The sequence below is a fragment of the Clostridium sardiniense genome (assembly GCF_019753795.1).
Taxonomy (GTDB): Bacteria; Bacillota; Clostridia; order Clostridiales; family Clostridiaceae; genus Clostridium; species Clostridium sardiniense.
On the sequence record NZ_JAIKTU010000025.1, the window covers coordinates 1 to 14709 of the forward strand.

The window sequence follows — 14709 nt, forward strand, 5'->3', positions numbered from 1 at the left end:
TGAACAAATAAGTTTGAAGGAATATATCGACCCGTTTACGGGTGAGCCGGTGAAAGGAAATAAGAAATAAAGCACCTTATAGGTGCAGTTTGTAAAAGTATGCGGTTGGCAAACCGTTTCGATGTGCTAGTAGCACAGCCAGTAACATGCCCTTATAGGGCTAGAGCAAACCACCCGTTTTACGGGTGGTCATGATTTAGTAAAATATATTGGAATGATATGAATGGTTAACTAAAGGAGAAATGAATTAAAAATAATAAGCTTATACATAATAGTATTTTATTTGAATACATAACATTTTAAATAGTATAATTAGGATAAAAAGGATTTGATTTTTATGAAGCTGTCAATAGGAGAAACAAGTAAAATTTTTAATATAAGTAAGGATACTTTAAGATATTATGATAAAATAGGTATTTTAAAACCTCAGGTTAACCCTAAAAACGGATATAGATATTATTTATTAAGAGATTTGGAAAAGTTAGGGTTAATTGTAGGTATAAAATACCTAGGGATATCATTATCTGATATAAAAAGCACAATAGAAAGTGAAGATATACATAGCTACAAAAACTTGGTTGTAAGACAAGAAGATATAATAAAAAAAAGACTTAATGAATTAGTTCAGTTAAAAGAAAATTTAGCTAATAGTAAAATAATAATGGATAAAATAATAAATTTTAATAATGAATATGACTTTACAAAGATTGATGTAAAAAATAAAAATTATATTCTTTATAGCATCAATATGAAAAGCCTTTTATGTTCTAATTCATTCGAAAATATTAACTTGAAATTTGAGAAAGAAGTAGCTAATTTAAGCGAAGAATCTTATTTTTATATTTATAACATTTTAGAAAATAAAGATGTAGAAGAGAATGATGATATGTTTTTTGTAAAAGAAAACTCAAATATCTTAAAATTAGTTGAAAAATATTCAAAAGAAAATATTATAGATTTTAAAAGAAAAATTATTTCTGGAAAATTTGTATGTGTAGACTTTTATGGAACAATAAGAGAAATACATAATTATATACTTCTTCTTAATAAACATTTTAAATGCTCTGCAAATAATATTGCATATGTTAAATACGAATTTTACCTACCTAGAAAAAATGAAGATATTATTTATTTTGTAAATATAAATCTAGCAATTTAATATAAAAACTTTAAAAATAGTGTTGACCTTGGAGTTGCTCTAACCTTTATAATCATAAATACAAGTTATGAAAAGAGAGGTAATTAAATGGAAGAGAATATCTTAGGAAAAGAAAAAATATCAAAACTATTCATTAAGTTTTCAATACCGGCAATTATAGCTATGGTTATAGCAGGTATGCAGTCAATGGTAGATGGAGTGTTTATTGGGAATTTCGTTGGTTCCACTGCAATGGCTAGTGTTAGTTTAGGTGGACCATATATACAACTTGTAATAGGTCTATCTATGATGATAAGTGTAGGGTCCTTAAGTTTTATGGGAAGAAGTCTTGGCGAAGGAAAGAAGAAATTAACTCAAAATATATTTAGAACTGCACTCATTCTTTTAGGTGTATTTGCTGCAGTTTTAACAATAATAGGAGTCTTTTTCAGTGATAATATAGCTAATTTACTTGGAGCAAATCCTGAATTGTTAGATGGAGTATCTACATATATAAGAACAATATCAATATGTATAATTCCTATGTCACTTGCATTTTTAATTGGATTTGCAGATAGACTTGTTGAAAAACCAGACTTATATTTTAAAGGGATGGTATTAAGTCTAATAGTGAATATAACTTTAAATTATATTTTAATAAAACAAATGAATTTTGGGATAATTGGTGCAGCACTAGCAACGGGATTATCATATACATCTGTATTTATTATTGTTATATCTCCAATGTTAAAAAAAGATAATATTATAAATATCTTTTTGGGGAGGTTTGATAAAACAACTATAATACCAATGATTTATAATGGTTCATCTGAAGCTATGACTGCTGTATCGTCAGCAATATCTGCTTATCTATTTAATATGGCATTTATGAGTTTCACTGGAGAACTAGGTGTTGCGGCTTTTACAAGTATTAATTATATAGCACAATTTGGTACTTTAATTGTATTTGGAATTGCAGATGGAATCGGATCTATAATAAGCTATAATTATGGTGCAAAATACTTTGGTAGAGTTAGATCAATTTTAAAACTATCATTGAAAATAGCTTTTGTAGTAGGCATTGGAACATTTCTAACATTACTCTTTTTTGGAGAAAATATAATAAATATATTTGTATCTTCAGATCAAAATGTAGTAGAGTTAGCTGTTCAAGGCTCTAAAATATATGCATTTGCATTTTTATTAAATGGATTTAATACACTTTGCTCATCATATTTTACTTCCATAGGATATGCTAAAGAATCTGTAATTATTGCTTTAAGCAGAGGGCTTGTATGTATAGCTATAGGAATAACAATATTACCTAGAATTTTTGGACTAAACGGTGTTTGGCTTACTATTCCTTTTGCTGAATTCATTACTATTATAATATGCTACTGCTTAGCAAGTAAGTATATTTCATCAAAGAAAGATACTTGTAGTCAAGCAATACTAGATTAATTTTAATTATCTTAAACTATCATTAATTAAAATTTCTTTATCATTATATAAAAGAAGAAAAGGCAAAGTCTTTTTTTATCGAATATAAATTTGTTTATGCAAATTTTATACTGTTTTCAAAATTAATTATATAAGATATTAAAGGGAATTTTTCATAGAAGAAAAATTCCTTTTTTGTACAAACAGAAGTTTATGATTACATAGACTATTTTTTATATTACTGATTTTGATTTTCTTTAGATAGTTCTCTTATCTTAGGTGAACTGAAATATAATCCACAAACTTTATATTTAGAATCAACTTCTTTAAAGGATATAGATATATTTACAGGCTTGTCTTCTTTGGTAAATTTGCTTTTATAAAGTAGACTTACAGAATCTTTATCTTTTTTAGCTTGTATAAATTCTAAGGATCCTTCCTCATAGGTGCCAACAGCTTCTTGAATAGGCATAACTAACTTGATAAAGGCAGCTTTATCAGGAAACATTTCATCCATAGATTCATCAAAATCTTTCCTAAAATCTTCATAATTTAAATCACTCATTGAAGTTAATATATTTTTTGTTATATTATCTGAGTATTCTCTTATATTAGATGCATCATAATTTGATGAACAAGCCATTAAAGATATAGTGAAAATAGTTCCTAGTATAACTAGTAGAAACTTTTTAAGCTTCATATAAAAACCTCCATTTTAAAAGTAAAAAACATTAAGAAAATTATACCACAGTTTTACTAATAATCGGACTTTAGGGCAACAATAAAAACATGATGTATGATATAATATTTTAATACTAGGAAGGGAGGATGATGATTTGGATTTAAAATCATTATTAAATAAAGAACAGTATGAAGGTGCAGTTACTGTTGACGGTCAAGTCCTAATATTAGCAGGTGCAGGTTCAGGTAAGACAAGAGTTCTAACATATAGAATGGCTCATATGATAGAAGATCTAGGAATTAAACCATGGAGCATACTTGCAATAACGTTCACTAATAAAGCTGCCAAAGAGATGAGAGAAAGAGTTGAATCACTTGTTGGTGAAAAAGCTAATGAAATGTGGATATCTACTTTCCACTCAACTTGTGTAAGAATACTTAGAAGAGAAATTGAAAAACTTGGTTATAAATCAAGCTTTACTATATATGATACCTCAGATCAAAAGACACTTTTAAAAGAATGCATGAAAACTTTAAATATAAATGATAAAGATATAACCATTCAAGAAATTATGGGTAAGATAGGAAGAGCTAAGGATAATATGCAAAGTCCTGCAAGTTTCATGAGAGAATTTGAAGATAATTTTAGAGAAAAGAAGATTGCAGACGTTTATGAAATGTATCAAAAAAGACTTAAAGAAAATAATGCCTTAGACTTTGATGATCTTATATTTAAAACAGTAGAGTTATTTAGATCAAATGATGATGTTTTAGAATTTTATCAAAATAAGTTTAAATATATAATGGTAGATGAGTATCAAGATACTAATGGTGCTCAATATGAATTTGTTAAGCTTTTAGCTATGAAGTACAAGAATATATGTGTTGTTGGTGATGATGACCAATGTATATATGCATGGAGAGGTGCAGATGTAACTAATATTCTTGATTTTGAAAAAGATTATCCAAATTGTAAAGTTATAAAACTTGAGCAAAACTATAGATCAAAAGGGAACATATTAGATGCTGCTAATGTTGTTATAGTAAATAATTCAAGAAGAAAGAGCAAGGCACTTAGAACAGAGCAAGAGCCTGGAAGTAAAATAAAAGTATATAGAGCGTATTCAGATAAAGAAGAGGGAGACTTTGTAGCAAGGCAAATACTTGATACAAAATCTAAAAATAGATGTGAAAATAAAGATTTTGCAGTTCTTTACAGAACAAATGCACAGTCACGTATTTTTGAGGAAACATTCAGAAGAAGAGGAATTGCTTATAAAATAGTAGGTGGAACAAAGTTCTACGATAGAAAAGAAATTAAAGATATGTTAGCGTATCTTAAAGTTCTTATAAATCCTCAAGATGATATAAGTATAAAGAGAATTATAAATGTTCCAAAAAGAAGCATAGGGGATGCTACTGTTAATAAAGTACAAGAATTTGCAGATATGTATGAATTAAATCTTTGGGATGCACTTCAAGAAGTAAGAACTATACCAACTCTTACTCCAAGAAATTGTACTTCACTTGAAAAGTTCACAGAGCTTATGGATAACTTTATTATAATGGCAGAAACTATGCCAGTTTCTATGCTTATTGAGGCTATATTAAAAGATACTGGATACCTAGAAGAGCTTAAGAAGTCTAATGAAATAGAAGATAAAAGTAGAATTGAAAACTTACAGGAATTAGTATCTGATGCTGTTGAATTTGAAAAGAGTAGTGAAGATAAGAGTTTAATTGCTTACTTAGAAAAAGTATCATTAGTTCAAGACATTGAAGATTCAGAAGGTGAAGAAGATAATGCTGTAGTATTAATGACTCTTCATAGTGCTAAAGGGTTAGAATTTCCACATGTATTTATGGTTGGAATGGAAAATGGTCTTTTCCCAAGTATGAGTGATTTTGATAAGGAAGATCAGATGGAAGAGGCAAGAAGACTTTGTTATGTTGGTATAACAAGAGCTAAAGAAACACTTCATATGACTTCAGCTGAAGTTAGAAGAGTCTTTGGTAGAACAGTGTCTTATAGCCAATCAGATTTCATTGGAGAGGTAAGAAGTGATCTAAAGGAGTATGTAAATGAAAGAAGTACTAATGGTGCAGCTAGAGAAGGAATGTTTACTACACCTGGAAAGCCAAACTTTAATAATCCACATAGTTTAAGAAATTCTATGGGATCAAGTACTCAAAATAGAGCTGTATCTCCAGCAGGAATATCACATACTTCACCAAGTAGTGCTAAAACATCTGCAAGTCCAGCAGAAATTAGTCTTGGAAGAAAGGTAAAGCATGATAAATTTGGAGAAGGTACAGTAGTATCAGTTATGCCCGCGGGAAATGATAAGAAACTTACAATAGCATTTGATAAACAGGGAGTAAAGGTACTACTATTATCAATGGCTAATTTACAACTTTTATAATACCAGGAGGAAGTGTAAGCTTATGGATAAAAGAGAAAGAATGAAGTCTCTTGTAGAAGAGTTAAATAGATATGCATATGAATATTACGCTTTAGATAATCCTTCAGTTAGTGATAAGGATTATGATAAGAAATATGATGAACTTGTAGCTTTAGAGAAAGAGCTTAATGAAGTGTTACCATATTCACCAACAGTTAGAGTTGGTGATGTGGTTCTTGAAGGCTTTAAGAAATATACTCATAAAGGTAGGCTTTGGAGTTTAGGAAAAGCTCAAAGTATTGAAGAAATAATTGAATGGCATAATAGAAATGTTAAATTCGTAAATGAAATGAATGAAAGAGGCGAGGAATTACCACCTCTTAAATATATAGCAACTAAAAAGTTTGATGGATTAACAGTAAACTTAACATATGATGAAAATGGAGTTCTTGTGGTTGGGGCGACTAGAGGTACAGGAACAGTTGGAGAAGATGTAACAGCACAAGTAAAAACTATAAAGAGCATACCCCTTAAAGTTGCTTGTAGTGATGTATTTGAAGTTCATGGAGAAGCAATAATGACTACAGAGGCTTTTGAAAAATATAATTCAGAAGCTGATGTTCCACTAAAGAATTTAAGAAATGGAGCAGCGGGTGCACTTAGAAATCTAAATGTACGTGAAACAGCTAGAAGAAACCTTTCAGCATTTTTCTATGATGTGGGGTATAAGGAGGGCCAACCTTTTAAAACTTACACTGAAATGATGAGTTTTATAAAAGATATGGGATTCCCAGTAGATGATTACATAAAGGAATGTCATACAATAGAAGATATTCAAAAAGAAATAGATTATATCAGAGATATAAGATTTGATTTAAATTATGATATTGATGGACTTGTACTTGCAATTGATGATATGAGAACTAGAGAACTTTTAGGATATACAGTAAAATTCCCTAAATGGGCTATTGCATATAAATTTGAAGCTCAAGAAGCCACAACTAAACTTTTAGAGATTGAGTGGAATGTAGGTAGAAGTGGTAGAGTATCACCAACAGCTATTTTAGAGCCAGTTGAACTTGCTGGAGTTACAGTAAAGAGGGCTACATTAAATAATATGGATGATATAAAAAGAAAAGGAGTAAAAATTGGAGCGGAAGTCTTTGTAAGAAGAAGCAACGATGTTATTCCAGAAATTATGGGAGTTGTACCTGAAAGTTTAGAAGATTCAATTGATATAATACCTCCAACTATATGTCCAGCTTGCGGTAGTCACTTAGTAGAAGAAGGAGCTCATATATTCTGTGAGAATACTTTATCATGTAAACCACAGCTTGTTAAAACTATAGTCCATTATGGGTCAAGAGAAGCTATGAATATAACAGGATTCTCAGAAAGAACAGCAGAACAATTATTTGAGAGACTAAATATAAAATCAATTGGAGATTTATATAAACTAAATAAAGAAGATTTAGAAAAGCTAGAGAAATTTGGACCTAAGAAGGCTCAAAACCTATTAGATTCAATAGAAAATAGTAAGAACTGTAAGCTTGAAGCATTTATTTATGCATTAGGAATTAAAAATGTAGGTGCAAAGACTGCAAAAGATATAGTGAGTAGATTTAAATCTATTGAAGGACTTAAAAAGGCTACATTTGAAGAATTAGTGGAAGTTCCTGATGTAGGAGATATAGTTGCTAACTGTATTGTTGAATTCTTTGATGAAGAGAAGGTAATAGAGACAATAGATGAGCTTTTAGAACTTGGAGTTAATCCAGTATTTGAAGAAAAAGAAATCTTAGAGAGTGTATTTGAAGGAAAAACTGTAGTTGTAACAGGAACTATGGAAAAATACTCAAGAAAAGATATAAAGGAAAAGCTAGAAACACTTGGAGCTAAGGTTTCTGGTAGTGTAAGTAAAAAGACAGATTATGTTATAGCTGGAGCGGAAGCTGGTTCAAAGCTTACTAAAGCGGAAGAATTAGGAGTTAAGGTTATTACAGAAGATGAATTTGAAAAAATGATAGGAGGTTAGGTATTTTGAAAAAAGCAATAAATATGTTAAGCATTGCTTCTAGTATTATAGCTTGTGCAGTTATAATTTGTACTTTTCTAACTTCGTATCAGTTTGTTTATTTAGGGCAGATGTTTGATTCATATTTAGCAGTTCAAGTTACTGTAGCAATAACTATGTTATTATGGGCTTTAAGGTTTTGGATGAATGAATATGGAAGAAAAAGATTATTTCATACATTTGTTAGCTTAGCGATAGCAGTTTCACTAATTTTCTTTATTTTTTTAACTGTAAGATAATAAAATATAAATAAAAAATACTTCTATGGTGTACATAGAAGTATTTTTTATTTATGATCTCTTTTTTCAAAATCTTTAACATTATCCAAGTCTGAAATGGTAAATCCATCTGGAGTTTCATCATGTAAAAAGTCTTCATAAGAATATTCTTGCTTATTTATGCAGAGAGAATCTAACTTCTGACTCATTTTTTCAAGAATGTAATTTTTATAACGAAGTTGATTATAAGCTTTTAAGGCTATAATGAAAAGCCAAATGCCAATAAACATAAAAGTTAACATAAAAAGTATGCCTATAATGGATACTAAAACAACTAAAAATGCCATCTTAACGCCTCCTCAAAATATAGGTTAATTATAGCATATTATTTTATAAAGTTAACCAAAGTAGAAAAAAATATTCACTTAAATTGTTTAGAATAAATGGTCATTGACAATAATTATGATAGGTTAATGAAAAGGAGAGGTATAGGTATGAAGAAATTTTTAATACCATGTATTTTTATAGCCCTATTGCTAATATTTACTCTAAGCTTTATAGAGATAGAAAAGTTAGATGATTCTAATGGAACTGAATCACTTTTATATGCTGTTAATACTATACCTAATGAACTGAAAGATGTAAGTAAGCTTACGGTAAGAGAAGAGGATATAATTTGTGCCACAAGTAAGGGGCTTGTTGAGAAGGATAGTGAAGGAAAGATAGTTCCTTCATTAGCAACAGAAGTTAATGTAAAAGAAGATGGGATAGAGTATGAATTTAAGATAAGAGAAGATGCATACTGGAGTGATGGTAATAGAATCACCGCAGAAGACATAGCTAACTTTTTTAAAGAATTATTAAAAGAAGAAAAAGATGAAAATATAGAACCTTTCTTGGATGTATATGGAGCAAGGGAATTTAGAAAAGGTAATGTAACTTTTGAGAATGGAGTAGCTATAAATTCAAAGGAAGAAGTTCTTATTATTCGTTTAAACAAAAAGAATGATAAATTCTTAGAAGAATTAACTAAGACTCAATATAGAGTAAGGAGATATCTAATGATGTGGGATGACATAGAAAATAATTATAAAACTATAGTTTATTCTGGAGAATATTACATCAATAAGGTTACTGATGAAGGTATTGAGCTTAAAAAGAATAATAATAGTAGCAAGGATGTATCAGTAGAAACTATAAATATAGTTGAAGATGATAATGAAGAATTATCAATGGCTGCCTTTGAGATTGGTCAAAGAGACATGGTGGTTAATCCACCTAATACTCAGTTAAATAGATTGCAGAGTGAGGGAAGACTTAAGACCTTTCCATCAGATAATGGAAAGTATATTTCATTAAATTCAGAAGATGAAAGCTTACCCTTATCAGTGAGAAAGACATTGTACTTTAATATAAATTTAGCAATGACATCTTATCAGGAAGAGAATAGTAATTACTTAGAACTTGCTGAAAGCAGTTATTTTAGAGATGATAAAGAAAATTTAGATAAACTTCAATCAAGAAAAGTTATGACTACTAAGCAGAGCGGGAAAATTCCAGAAGTTATAACTTTTATGGCTAAGGATAATAATGAGAATAGAGCTATTTTAAAGCATATACAAAGTTGGTTTAAGGATAATACGGAGAGTACAGTTAGATATACTCTTGTAACGGAAGAGGAGTTTAAAAATTTAGAATTAAGAAATAGGTATGATGCTGTAATAATAGATGAGACTGCGAATTCAAACAATAAAGAAGAGTTTTATTTAAAGTTAAAAGGCTACTATACTGAAAAAGAGCTATCTATGTATGAAGAAATAATTAAAACAACAAATAAAAACTTTAATGGATTAGAAGACACTTTATTTAATAGTTATAGTATACTTCCGTTATTATTTGAAAAGAAAAATGTTGCTGTATCTAAAGATGTAAAAAATATAGAATTTGACTGGTATGGAAACATAAATTTCAAAACATTAAAATAAGGTTGCTATTTATGCAACCTTATTTTAATAATAAAACTTAATTATCATAAGTTTTAGAAATCACATCTGTATTTTCAGAGGTACCATCAATAGTGGTTTCGTCTTTAACTTCTCTCTTATTTACTGAGGTCTCTACAGAAGTTTGGGATTTATCATTTTTATTAATTGTAATATCATCATTAGTATTAGCCATACTGTCATCAACAGTATCAGTTATAATGTCTACGTTAGTATTAGTAGTTGCATCTGATGATGAATTTCTAAATTCAAAGTTTGGTTCTTTAAGTTCTAATTTTTCAAAGAAATTATCCTTAAATACATGGATAAACATAAAGAATATAAACATATTTTTATAACTATCAAATGATTTGCTAGATGAAGTAGTAAATAAATCTTTCTTTCTTGAGTAAGTTATATTTTTTAAAAATATTGGCGATAACCCTGTGCTAGTTAATGTAGGTAAACTTGGCATTCTAAAGAATGTTTCATCTAGCATATCTTTAGATAGCATACTAAAGCCTTTATATCTTTCTACATTATCTAAATCTGGTGCATCAGGCCAACTTGTAATTAAATTTGAGTTTAAGAAGTATTTTTTATATATTTTAGATATCATTGGAGTATATTCTCTTAATAAATCTGATTTATTAGCAAACATTATAACTGAAATTAAATAAAAACAAAGATCAAAAGAAGTATACTTAATTTCTTTTTTATCAGTAAGCTTTTGAATTATATTATTATCTTCATCATATAAGGACAATAATTTTTCCATTATTTCAGTATATTTTTCTTTGAAGGTTATTAAACCAGTATGTTCATATGAGTACATCAAATTTATAGCAAAAAGAGCACATAAGTCTAATGATTCTATATAATAATCTTTTTCATCAAATTTATTAATTAAAAACTCACTTAGATCGGTTATAAGGCTCACTATTTCATTATCATTAGAATATTCATAATAGATATTAAAAGCTAATAATGTTTTAAGTCCTTCATCGAATGATAGATTATATAAAGCTTCTTTGTAATCTAGGAACATCTGAAGTATTTGTGATGAGAATTCTTTATACTCTTCCTTAGTTTCTTCATCTTTTGCATAAATAGAGTATAGATAGTAAGCATTCATCATAAAGGCTTGATCACTAAATATAAACTTTCTATCCTTCTCAATTAAATTACCATCTTTAGATTCGCTTTCAAATAAACTCTTTTTAGTAATAAAGATACCTTCAGAATTTCTAAGGTTCTCATAATAAAAATCAAGTTGTTCATGTGCAAGATATCTATAAGCATCTTTAAGTGAGTCCTTAGAAGCCTTTTTATTAAAATGAGAGTAGTAGTCACTAAGTTCTAATAATGACATAGTCATTAAAGCATTAGTTGATGGATTTACTTCTCTTTTAAAGGAAGATGAGTCAAAACCATGAGAAGTCTTATTGTGCATAAACGTTGGCGATGATTTTTTATATAAGCACAATACTGGTGAAAATTTACTTAATATGCTAATATCTTTTGTAGATGTATTTTTTTTGGAATTCCTTGAAGAGAAGGTACATCCGCACTTAGAGTTTAAAGTAAGTATTTTAACGGCTTCTTTTGATAGATGAAAAAGCTGACCACATACTTCATCCTGTGATAAGCTATTCATACGAAAAAATGGCCCAATATATCTCAAAATATTTCACCTCATATATAATTCTTATAATAATTAATATGAGTAAATTTTTAAAATAGTGCAAAAAACTAAAAAAACATTTAAATTAGTATATAAAAATTAGAAATAATAGATTATTAATGAAGGAGGAAACTAATATGAGGTGTGACGGAAGAAAAAATGATCAAGTTAGACAAACAAAGGTAACTAGAAACTATACAAAATATGCTGAAGGATCAGTTTATATAGAGGTAGGAGATACAAAAGTACTTTGTAATGTATCAATAGAAGATAAGGTGCCACCATTTTTAAAAGGAAGTGGAGAAGGTTGGATAACAGCAGAATATAATATGCTACCTAGATCAACAGGGACTAGAAAGATTAGAGATATAGCTAGATTAAAAATAGATGGAAGAACTATGGAAATCCAAAGGTTAATAGGAAGAGCATTAAGATCTGTTGTTGATTTGAAAGCTTTAGGTGAAAAAACATTATGGATAGATTGTGATGTTATTCAAGCGGATGGAGGAACTAGAACCACATCAATAACAGGAGCATTTATAGCGATGGTTGATGCAATGAATAAACTTCATAAAGAAAGGCCATTTAAAGTGTATCCAATAAGAAGTTTTGTTGCTGCGACAAGTATAGGTATAGTAAATGGTGAGAAAGTAATAGACTTATGTTACGAAGAAGATTCAAATGCTAAAGTTGATATGAATATAATTGGAACAGAAGAAGGAGAATTTGTTGAGGTTCAAGGTACTGGGGAGGAATCTCCAATTACAAGAAGTGAACTTAATGAATTATTAGATTTAGGTGAAAAGGGATTAAAACAAATGATATCAATTCAAAAGAATTCATTAAAGATGGATGCTTTATGGATTGGAACAGGAGGAAAATAGATGAGAAAACTTATATTAGCTAGTAATAATCAGAAGAAGATTAAAGAGATAAAACATATTCTAGGAGATATGGATTTGGAAGTTAGATCTTTAAAAGATGAAAATATAGATATTGATGTAGTTGAAGATGGAATAACCTTTATGGAGAATGCCAATAAAAAGGCAAGAGAAATAAGAGACTATCTAATAAGCAGAGGAGAAGAAAAATTTCTTGTTATGGCTGATGATTCAGGGTTAGAAGTTGAGTTTTTAAATGGAGAACCAGGGGTATATTCAGCTAGATATGCAGGTGAACATGGTGATGATGCTAAAAATAATGATAAATTACTAAAAAACTTAGAAGGTGTTAAAGCTGAAAATAGAGGAGCTAAATTTGTTTGTCATATAACTCTTATAAATTATGAAGGCAAATCCTTAGATATAAGAGGAGAAGTTAATGGCAGGATAATAGAGAAGCTAAATGGAGAAGGTGGATTTGGTTATGATCCTTTATTCTACTATGAAGGCTTTAATAAGACATTTGGAGAAGCTACACCTGAAGAAAAAAATAGTATTAGTCATAGAGGGGTAGCGTTAAAAGAATTAAAAGAAAAAATTTATAAGGTTCTATAGGAGGCGGTCAGTATGTTAATAGCAGTAGTAAGCGATACTCATAGAATGCAAAGATATATAGAAGCTGTTAGAGAAAGAATTATAGACGCTGATGTTCTTATACATTTAGGGGATAATGTAGATGATGTAGAAGAACTTTCAGATGGTTTTGAGGGGGAAGTATACGCTGTAGCTGGTAATTGTGATTACTCCAATGAATATCCTATAGAAAGAATAATAGAATTAGATGGAGTTAAGATACTAGCAACTCATGGACACGCATATAATGTTAAGTGTGGATTGCATAATTTATATTATAGAGCACAAGAAGTTGGAGCTAATATAGCTTTATTTGGGCATACCCATCAAGAGTTAATTATAAGAGAGAATGGAATTACGATTATGAATCCAGGGAGCGTTTCACTACCGAGAGGAAAGGGTAGATATATTGGATTTATAGAAATTAAGGTTGAAGAAGAACCAAGTGTATATTTAGAACGTATAGAATAGATAGATATGATGATAAATTGCTAATGAAAGCTTGAATGAGTTAATAAAATGTTTATGAAACAAGCATTTTGCTTTTAAATTAAAAAGTATTGAATTTTATAATATATTCTTTGAAAAAAGTATTGACGGATTAGTAATCATCATGTAGAATAGTCATTGTCGTTGAGAGACAACGCGGTGAGCAAAATAATCTCGAAAGACGATATATGACTCTTCGGGGTGTGGCGCAGATGGTAGCGCGCATGGTTTGGGACCATGAGGTCGCAGGTTCGAGACCTGTCACCCCGACCACTAAAATTTTGTTAAATTAAATCTTGACAAAATTCTCAAAAACCTGTATAACTAATAAGGCAGGTTGCTTGTTTAACTTACTAAGTTCGAGAGACGAAGGTAACAAGTACAACATGCGGGTGTTGCTTAATGGTAAAGCTCTAGCCTTCCAAGCTAGCCACGAGGGTTCGATTCCCTTCACCCGCTCCACTTTGACAAAGAACTTCTTTTAAAAAAGTTCTTGACAAAATAAACGGAATGGTTTACAATAATAAACGTTCTGAAATGCGTCTTTAGCTCAGCTGGATAGAGCAACGCCCTTCTAAGGCGTGGGCCAGGAGTTCGAATCTCTTAAGACGCACCATTTCGGGGTGTGGCGCAGATGGTAGCGCGCATGGTTTGGGACCATGAGGTCGCAGGTTCGAGACCTGTCACCCCGACCACTTTAAATTTAATATTACCTGCGGGTGTTGCTTAATGGTAAAGCTCTAGCCTTCCAAGCTAGCCACGAGGGTTCGATTCCCTTCACCCGCTCCAATATGCGTCTTTAGCTCAGCTGGATAGAGCAACGCCCTTCTAAGGCGTGGGCCAGGAGTTCGAATCTCTTAAGACGCACCATTATTATGCGCTATGCACATGACTTTTAATCATGGTGTCCCGGGTTCGAGGTGTCCCGGGTTCGAATCCCTGATGGCGCACCAAAATATGATGGTGAATGTAGTTCAGTTGGTAGAGCGCCAGATTGTGGTTCTGGTTGTCGTGGGTTCGAGTCCCATCATTCACCCCATGTAGGGATATCGCCAAGCGGTAAGGCACCACACTTTGACTGTGGTAT

Annotated in this window: 12 protein-coding genes, 7 tRNA genes and 1 pseudogene; 17 read left to right on the forward strand and 3 right to left on the reverse strand. The window is 30.3% G+C overall.

Going from position 1 to position 14709, the window contains the following annotated elements; all coding sequences use genetic code 11:
* From K5V21_RS19835 to K5V21_RS18470, 3 genes and pseudogenes are all read left to right on the forward strand, one after another.
* Positions 1–70 (forward strand): annotated as a pseudogene (locus K5V21_RS19835) (IS200/IS605 family transposase); the annotation flags it as partial.
* Positions 71–337: 267 nt separating this feature from the next.
* Entirely contained in the window at positions 338–1159 is an 822-nt protein-coding gene (locus tag K5V21_RS18465) for a MerR family transcriptional regulator (protein ID WP_221862535.1), read from the forward strand.
* A gap of 87 nt (positions 1160–1246) precedes the next feature.
* Positions 1247–2599: an MATE family efflux transporter gene (locus tag K5V21_RS18470; RefSeq protein WP_221862537.1), complete on the forward strand. Its 1353-nt coding sequence runs from the start codon at positions 1247–1249 to the stop codon at positions 2597–2599.
* Between the two features lie 217 nt (positions 2600–2816).
* Here K5V21_RS18470 and K5V21_RS18475 read toward each other — a convergent pair whose 3' ends face one another.
* A complete protein-coding gene (locus tag K5V21_RS18475) occupies positions 2817–3278 on the reverse strand; it encodes a hypothetical protein (RefSeq protein WP_221862539.1) in 462 nt (153 codons plus the stop codon).
* Positions 3279–3414: 136 nt separating this feature from the next.
* On the opposite strand from K5V21_RS18475, the gene pcrA reads away from it, so the two are divergent.
* Genes pcrA through K5V21_RS18490 form a run of 3 tightly spaced genes read left to right on the forward strand, consistent with a single transcriptional unit; the run spans position 3415 to position 7974 of the window.
* Complete coding sequence (gene pcrA, locus K5V21_RS18480; protein WP_221862541.1) at positions 3415–5682, forward strand: DNA helicase PcrA; 2268 nt, start codon at positions 3415–3417, stop codon at positions 5680–5682.
* Between the two features lie 22 nt (positions 5683–5704).
* Positions 5705–7696: an NAD-dependent DNA ligase LigA gene (gene ligA / locus K5V21_RS18485; protein ID WP_221862543.1), complete on the forward strand. Its 1992-nt coding sequence runs from the start codon at positions 5705–5707 to the stop codon at positions 7694–7696.
* Positions 7697–7701: 5 nt separating this feature from the next.
* Positions 7702–7974: a hypothetical protein gene (locus tag K5V21_RS18490; RefSeq protein ID WP_221862545.1), complete on the forward strand. Its 273-nt coding sequence runs from the start codon at positions 7702–7704 to the stop codon at positions 7972–7974.
* A gap of 47 nt (positions 7975–8021) precedes the next feature.
* Here K5V21_RS18490 and K5V21_RS18495 read toward each other — a convergent pair whose 3' ends face one another.
* Positions 8022–8300, reverse strand: coding sequence for a hypothetical protein (locus K5V21_RS18495; RefSeq protein ID WP_221862547.1), 279 nt, complete (start codon positions 8298–8300; stop codon positions 8022–8024).
* Between the two features lie 147 nt (positions 8301–8447).
* Between K5V21_RS18495 and K5V21_RS18500 the strand changes: the two genes are divergently transcribed.
* A complete protein-coding gene (locus K5V21_RS18500) occupies positions 8448–9938 on the forward strand; it encodes an ABC transporter substrate-binding protein (RefSeq protein WP_221862549.1) in 1491 nt (496 codons plus the stop codon).
* Positions 9939–9975: 37 nt separating this feature from the next.
* Here the strand turns inward: K5V21_RS18500 and K5V21_RS18505 are convergent, their stop codons facing one another.
* Positions 9976–11619, reverse strand: a complete 1644-nt coding sequence (locus K5V21_RS18505; RefSeq protein WP_221862551.1) for a hypothetical protein — start codon at positions 11617–11619, stop codon at positions 9976–9978.
* A gap of 137 nt (positions 11620–11756) precedes the next feature.
* On the opposite strand from K5V21_RS18505, the gene rph reads away from it, so the two are divergent.
* From rph to K5V21_RS18555, 10 genes are all read left to right on the forward strand, one after another.
* Positions 11757–12503 carry a ribonuclease PH gene (gene rph, locus K5V21_RS18510; RefSeq protein ID WP_221862553.1) on the forward strand — a complete coding sequence of 249 codons (747 nt, stop codon included), beginning with the start codon at positions 11757–11759 and terminating at the stop codon, positions 12501–12503.
* On the forward strand, positions 12504–13115 hold the full coding sequence (locus tag K5V21_RS18515) for an XTP/dITP diphosphatase (RefSeq protein WP_221862555.1): 612 nt from the start codon (positions 12504–12506) through the stop codon (positions 13113–13115).
* 12 nt (positions 13116–13127) lie between these two features.
* Positions 13128–13604: a YfcE family phosphodiesterase gene (locus tag K5V21_RS18520; RefSeq protein WP_221862557.1), complete on the forward strand. Its 477-nt coding sequence runs from the start codon at positions 13128–13130 to the stop codon at positions 13602–13604.
* Positions 13605–13819: 215 nt separating this feature from the next.
* A tRNA-Pro gene (locus tag K5V21_RS18525) sits at positions 13820–13895 on the forward strand.
* A gap of 115 nt (positions 13896–14010) precedes the next feature.
* A tRNA-Gly gene (locus K5V21_RS18530) sits at positions 14011–14084 on the forward strand.
* 77 nt (positions 14085–14161) lie between these two features.
* A tRNA-Arg gene (locus K5V21_RS18535) sits at positions 14162–14238 on the forward strand.
* Positions 14239–14241: 3 nt separating this feature from the next.
* A tRNA-Pro gene (locus K5V21_RS18540) sits at positions 14242–14317 on the forward strand.
* Positions 14318–14337: 20 nt separating this feature from the next.
* Positions 14338–14411 (forward strand) — tRNA-Gly (locus K5V21_RS18545).
* A gap of 4 nt (positions 14412–14415) precedes the next feature.
* Positions 14416–14492, forward strand: a tRNA-Arg gene (locus K5V21_RS18550).
* Positions 14493–14585: 93 nt separating this feature from the next.
* Positions 14586–14661: transfer RNA gene (locus K5V21_RS18555), tRNA-His, on the forward strand.
* The last annotated feature ends 48 nt before the right edge of the window (positions 14662–14709 follow it).

What these genes read in the sequence shown, in the direction of transcription:
- ligA (WP_221862543.1), top strand. Translation starts at nt 5,705, where the DNA reads ATGGATAAAAGAGAAAGAATGAAGTCTCTTGTAGAAGAGTTAAATAGA.
- K5V21_RS18515 (WP_221862555.1), top strand. Translation starts at nt 12,504, where the DNA reads ATGAGAAAACTTATATTAGCTAGTAATAATCAGAAGAAGATTAAAGAG.
- K5V21_RS18470 (WP_221862537.1), top strand. Translation starts at nt 1,247, where the DNA reads ATGGAAGAGAATATCTTAGGAAAAGAAAAAATATCAAAACTATTCATT.
- K5V21_RS18475 (WP_221862539.1), bottom strand. Translation starts at nt 3,278, where the DNA reads ATGAAGCTTAAAAAGTTTCTACTAGTTATACTAGGAACTATTTTCACT.
- K5V21_RS18520 (WP_221862557.1), top strand. Translation starts at nt 13,128, where the DNA reads ATGTTAATAGCAGTAGTAAGCGATACTCATAGAATGCAAAGATATATA.
- rph (WP_221862553.1), top strand. Translation starts at nt 11,757, where the DNA reads ATGAGGTGTGACGGAAGAAAAAATGATCAAGTTAGACAAACAAAGGTA.
- K5V21_RS18500 (WP_221862549.1), top strand. Translation starts at nt 8,448, where the DNA reads ATGAAGAAATTTTTAATACCATGTATTTTTATAGCCCTATTGCTAATA.
- K5V21_RS18495 (WP_221862547.1), bottom strand. Translation starts at nt 8,300, where the DNA reads ATGGCATTTTTAGTTGTTTTAGTATCCATTATAGGCATACTTTTTATG.
- K5V21_RS18465 (WP_221862535.1), top strand. Translation starts at nt 338, where the DNA reads ATGAAGCTGTCAATAGGAGAAACAAGTAAAATTTTTAATATAAGTAAG.